Annotated in this window: 4 protein-coding genes and 1 pseudogene; 2 read left to right on the top strand and 3 right to left on the bottom strand. The window is 57.2% G+C overall.

Annotated elements, in window-relative coordinates; genetic code table 11:
• Both ACFE0K_RS09485 and ACFE0K_RS09480 read right to left on the bottom strand, forming a co-directional pair.
• Nucleotides 1-182 (bottom strand): annotated as a pseudogene (locus tag ACFE0K_RS09485) (NAD(P)(+) transhydrogenase (Re/Si-specific) subunit alpha); the annotation flags it as partial.
• 403 nt (nt 183-585) lie between these two features.
• Nucleotides 586-2,013: an ABC1 kinase family protein gene (locus ACFE0K_RS09480; RefSeq protein ID WP_434535834.1), complete on the bottom strand. Its 1,428-nt coding sequence runs from the start codon at nt 2,011-2,013 to the stop codon at nt 586-588.
• Nucleotides 2,014-2,140: 127 nt separating this feature from the next.
• On the opposite strand from ACFE0K_RS09480, the gene ACFE0K_RS09475 reads away from it, so the two are divergent.
• Together ACFE0K_RS09475 and ACFE0K_RS09470 are read left to right on the top strand one after the other, a co-directional pair.
• Nucleotides 2,141-2,911 (top strand): alpha/beta fold hydrolase, encoded by a 771-nt coding sequence (locus ACFE0K_RS09475; RefSeq protein WP_434535833.1) that lies wholly within the window; start codon nt 2,141-2,143, stop codon nt 2,909-2,911.
• A gap of 79 nt (nt 2,912-2,990) precedes the next feature.
• Nucleotides 2,991-4,136, top strand: a complete 1,146-nt coding sequence (locus ACFE0K_RS09470; RefSeq protein ID WP_434535832.1) for an oxygenase MpaB family protein — start codon at nt 2,991-2,993, stop codon at nt 4,134-4,136.
• Between the two features lie 49 nt (nt 4,137-4,185).
• On the opposite strand, the gene ACFE0K_RS09465 is transcribed toward ACFE0K_RS09470, so the two are convergent.
• Nucleotides 4,186-5,036 (bottom strand): carboxy terminal-processing peptidase (locus ACFE0K_RS09465; RefSeq protein WP_434535831.1); only part of this gene is annotated, 851 nt, incomplete at its 5' end.

Genomic DNA, 5,036 nt, shown 5'->3' with positions numbered 1-5,036 from the left:
CGATCAACCAGTTTGGCGCCGGCAGCTTCAAACGTGCTGTCCGGGTAACCGGCAATATCACCGGCACCACGCTCAATGATGATCTCGACACCTTGTTTTTTCAGCAGTGCGCTGACATTGGCAGGCGTTATAGCAACGCGCTGCTCGCCAGGGCAGATTTCCTTGGGAACACCGATAATCACCTGCGTTACCCCCGTCTGTGGTTCGCAAATAATCAGCTATCAGGGCGGCAGAGTTGGCAACCCGGCGCCTTGAAAGCCTCGTTAAACGGTCGCTTCATGGGAGCCGACCGACAAGAGCCTGTCTCAGGCCCTTGCGTCCCGAGTGTGCTGGAAAATAGGTGGCCGGTTGGCCGTTACTGTCATCCATCACACTGCGAAGGTCGAATACCGCCGGTAGACCCGATACTGCAATCGTTGCAGTGAGGCAAACCGGGCGACGATCTTCGTCGGTGGCGCAAAGGCCTGAAACAGGCTCTCAGCAGGGTGCTAACCTTATTGTGGCTATGCCACCTTGGCAAATGACAATTCGTTATCGCACCGATAAGCGGGTGATAAAACCGCATTTTTGTCACTTTTTGAGCAATTAATCTACCGGGCTGATGGTTTTTTGATCAACCAGGATCACGTCAGCCTCTTCCTGCATGTGAATAAAAGGCTCAAGAATGGTGTTGCCCCGGACTTCCGCCTCAATGACATGCAAAAAAGTGTAGGCGCCGAGCAGCTTGCGGGCCAGGAAGATAAATTCCTTGGGCGGCACGTCAAAGTGCACGGACAAAGCATTGCGGCTGGCCCGGTTCATGATGCGATTGGGCAGATCGCTGTTGCCCCAGCAGTATTCCCCTTTGTCATTGAGTACTTCTGCCGGTGGCGGGTAGCGGTCCGGGTCCTGCAGCACCTCAATGGCTTCAAAGCACAACGAGCAGAAATCATCCAGCAGCCGGCGCGGCGCGCCACGAGCGAGAAAATCCAGGGCGTTGAGGGCGCGGACCAGGCGGTCGCCGTCGTGATGGAAGGAGGCACGAATCATTTCGCGGCCTGGGCCCAACACCTCGTTATCAAAATCCCGAATGGCGCCAAAATCCAGCAGCACGATCTGGTCATTCTCCGGGCTGTCCCCAAAGCGCAGCAGATAGTTGCCGAAATTCGGGTCGGTCTGCATCTTGTTCCATTCGAACACTTCCCGGCAGCACAGCTCCATGATGGCGCGACCGATAAAGTTGCGGCGCTCCTGGGACAGCTTCAGCACGGACGGGTCGGTGACGCTGATGCCGCGCTCGAAGGTCATGCACATGATGTTGTGGCTGGAATACTCCGTGACGATTTCTGGCACCACAAAACGGGTATCTTCGGCCAGCACGTGACGAAAATGGCGAGTGGTGTGGGCTTCAAGATCGTAATCCACTTCCCGCTGTAGCATTTCTCGCACTTCATCGAGCCACAGATTAAATTGCTCGGTCATCGGCACCAGCCGGCTCAGCTTGAGCAGACGAACCAGGGCCCGCATGTCCGAATCAATGGCATCGGCCACACCGGGGTACTGGATCTTGAGCACCAGCTCCTTGCCGTCGGATTTGCGAATTGCCTTGTGGACCTGGGCCAGAGAGGCGGCACCGAGTGGGGTCTCCTCAATCTCCAGCTCCGCCATTTTGACCTCGCCAAGCTCTCGCTTGAGGTGGCGCTCAATCGACGGCCACTCCAGGGCGGTGGTCTGGTTTTCCAGCGTATGCAGAGCGGTGGTCACTTCCTCAGGGAGGAAATGTTCGCCGAACAGGGCCATCATCTGGCCGATCTTGACCACAGACCCCTTGAGTCTACCCAGTTCATCCACCAGCTCCTGGGCACGGGCGGACAGGTTCTCCTTGCGGCGAGCCTCACGCTGATCCTTTGGGGTGAATATAGACCCGGCACTGGACGTCGCATACTTGGCGCCAGCCAGAAAGCCGGCCTTGGCCATGGAGAAGCGTCGCTCAACCGAGCCTGTCTTAACCCGTTTTACGGTTTTTCGTGTCATAGTCGCGAAGAAACTCCGTTTGCCATCCTGAACGCCGGTGGCATTCTAGCGGGTATTGGATTTCGGGTCATTGGCTGCACAGTAAGCCACTGTTGGATTTTGTCTATAATTCGGGAGAAAGACTGGCATGGGTAGAACCTGGGTGTTGTTGCGTGGCCTGGTTCGTGAGCAGAGGCACTGGGAAGATTTCCCCGAACAGTTTCAGGCCAGTGTGCCACAGGATCAGGTGGTGACGGTGGATTTGCCCGGGAATGGTCGTTTCTGGCAAGACCGGAGCCCCACGCGCGTTGCCGCGATGGTATCGCATCTTCGTGAACAGCTGGCCGTGCAGGGCCATCAAGGGCCCTACCATCTGGTGGCACTGTCCCTGGGGGGGATGGTTGCGGTGCAGTGGCTGTGTCAGGCGCCACGTGAAGTGGCCTTTGCGGGCCTGATTAACACCAGTGCCAGCCGTTACAGCCCGTTCTGGCGACGCCTGCGCCCGGGCAATTACCGGCGCCTGTTGAGCGATGCGGTGTTCAGTCGTGACCGGTTGCGCAAGGAAACCGCTATTCTGGAAATTACCTCCAATCTGCGCGAGCTGGCGTTCCTTCACCAGCTGGCAGCTAGCTGGGCGGACTATGCCCGTGAACAACCCGTATCGCTGCGTAATAGCCTCAGACAGCTGCTTGCTGCCATGCGTTTTCGTGCCCCGGCCGCATTGCCGGAAAGCGTGCCTGTGCTGATTATCAATGGGGCAGGGGACCGGCTTGTCAGCCCGGCTTGCTCGAAGGCTCTCTCGCAGGCCTGGGACCTACCCATCAAATCCCACCCCCAGGCGGGCCATGACCTTCCCCTGGATGCGCCTCAATGGTTGATTAACACGCTTATCGAAGGGGTAACAGATTTCACTGTTTAGTGTGTTGACCGTCTAGCCTTGGCGGCCTAGCGTTATTTTCAGAACTCACGAGTTCCGAGATAACAACAATCGCGAGGTAATGATGGCAACACCGCAGGAACTGATCCGCTTCGAGCGCGGCCCGCAAACTCCCCGTGAACGGGTCTGGTGGGATCGCTATTCCCATGAACGTCTGAATGCCTGGCGGCAGGTACAGGACCCGCTGGCAGATCGTTGCGCCGCGCAAATCAAATTCACGCGGCCTTCCGGCCTGCTGGATGAGGTGGAAAAGCGGGCCAGGGAAGAGGGTGGGGATTTTCAGGCCTTTCTGGACCATTGCCACACGGTGCCATCGTGGGTTGATTTCGATGCCATGGAGTTGGGTCGGCGTATGTACCGCCGCAATGGCGCGCTGCAGGGCCTGGTGCTGATGTGTTCGAGCCTTGTGGAAGGCTACGCGCACAACAAGCCTTCCCAGGTGCTGGTAGCCACCGGTCGCCTGCAGAAAGATGTTTCCCGCAGAATTTACGAAACCGGGCAAATGCTCCACAACATCGTTGGCGACGACGGCATCCGGCCTGGAAGTCTGGGGCATCGAACCCTGATGGAAGTGCGGCTGCTTCACGCGGCAGTACGCCAGTTTCTTGCCAGCAACCCCCGTTGGGACAATGCCAAATACGACCTGCCAATCAACCAGGAGGACATGGCTGGCACCATCCTGGAGTTCGATTTCATGGTGGTCAGGGGTCTCAAGCGTCTTGGCCTGAAGATCAGTCGCCATGAGCATGAATCCATGCATTATTTCTGGCGTTATGCGGGTTACCTGCTTGGTGTCGACGAAGCATTGCTGACAACTACCCCGGAAGAACAGGAAATCCTCGCCATGCAGTTGACCTCACATCTGTATGAGCCCACTGCGGACAGCGAGTCCCTTGCCAAGGCACTATTGCGTGACATGGCCGGCAAGCCGCCGTTCAATTTTTCCTATGAGGTATGGCTCGGCTTCAGCCGTTATCTTATCGGTGACAAGGTGGCGGATGATCTCAACATCAACAGCAGTGTTCCGGCCGCCACAGCAGTGCGGGTAGTGAAAACCGCTGTCAGTGCCGCCAGTTTCGGGGTGCGGTTTCTGCCGGACCCGGCCAAGCGCGCCCTGGAAAACCTGAATCATCAACTGGGCCGACGAACACTGAAAGCCGGGCTGGGTGATAACCCGGCGCGGTGGGGCTTCAAGGCATTGGCCTGAAACATAAAAAAACCGGCAAAAGCCGGTTTTTTTATTGCCACAGTCGAGATCAGCCTTTGCGCGCCACCTGGTTCTCTCGTATCAGGCTCATGTAGTCCACCAGAATCTCACCGGTTTCCCGTACGTAGGGATCTTCATCGATGGATTCTTCATCACTTTCCGGGTCCAGCGCACGCTGTTCCTCCAGATCGCGCAGCTCCTTGATGCTGCTCAGCGGTTCTTCGCCTCGAGACTTGCGGCGGCTGTTCTCAATGGCAAGGCGTTGGCTGTCGAGCGCTTTCTGTGTTGCGGTGCGATTCTTCTCATTCAGTGACAGCTCAATCCGATTGCGATTTTCCTCGAGAAGCTTGCGCAGGGACTCCACGTAGACGAACTCCGGGTCCTTATCAATGCGGCTGGAGTGCTTTTCGCGCAGCTGAGGCAGGTAGGGGACAATATCGCTCACCCGCTGGTATTTGGCCGAGTCGATTTCATCCCAGGGCAGGGCATTAGGCAAGGAGCTTTCTCCCACCTCATCCTTGTCGATAAGAGAAGGCATATCCACGTCAGGCACGATGCCCAGGTTCTGGTTACTGGAACCGGAAACCCGGTAGAACTTGGCATTGGTCATTTTCAGCTTGCCGTGATTCAGATCCAGCAAGGTCTGTACCGTGCCTTTGCCGTAGGTCTGGTCGCCAACAATCAGGGCGCGGCCATAATCCTGCATGGCGCCGGCAAAAATCTCCGAGGCGGAAGCACTGAAGCGGTTGACCATTACAGCCATGGGGCCGGCATAGAGCACCCCGGGAAATTTGTCGCCTTCAATGCTGACGCGACCACTGGACTCGCGCACCTGTACGGTGGGGCCTCGATTGATAAACAGGCTGACCAGTTTGTTGACTTCCAGCAGGGATCCACCGC

Source organism: Alcanivorax sp. (genome assembly GCF_051117345.1).
Taxonomy (GTDB): Bacteria; Pseudomonadota; Gammaproteobacteria; order Pseudomonadales; family Alcanivoracaceae; genus Alcanivorax.
Note: the sequence above shows the minus strand (reverse complement) of the source record. Positions and strands in the feature narration are given on the sequence as shown.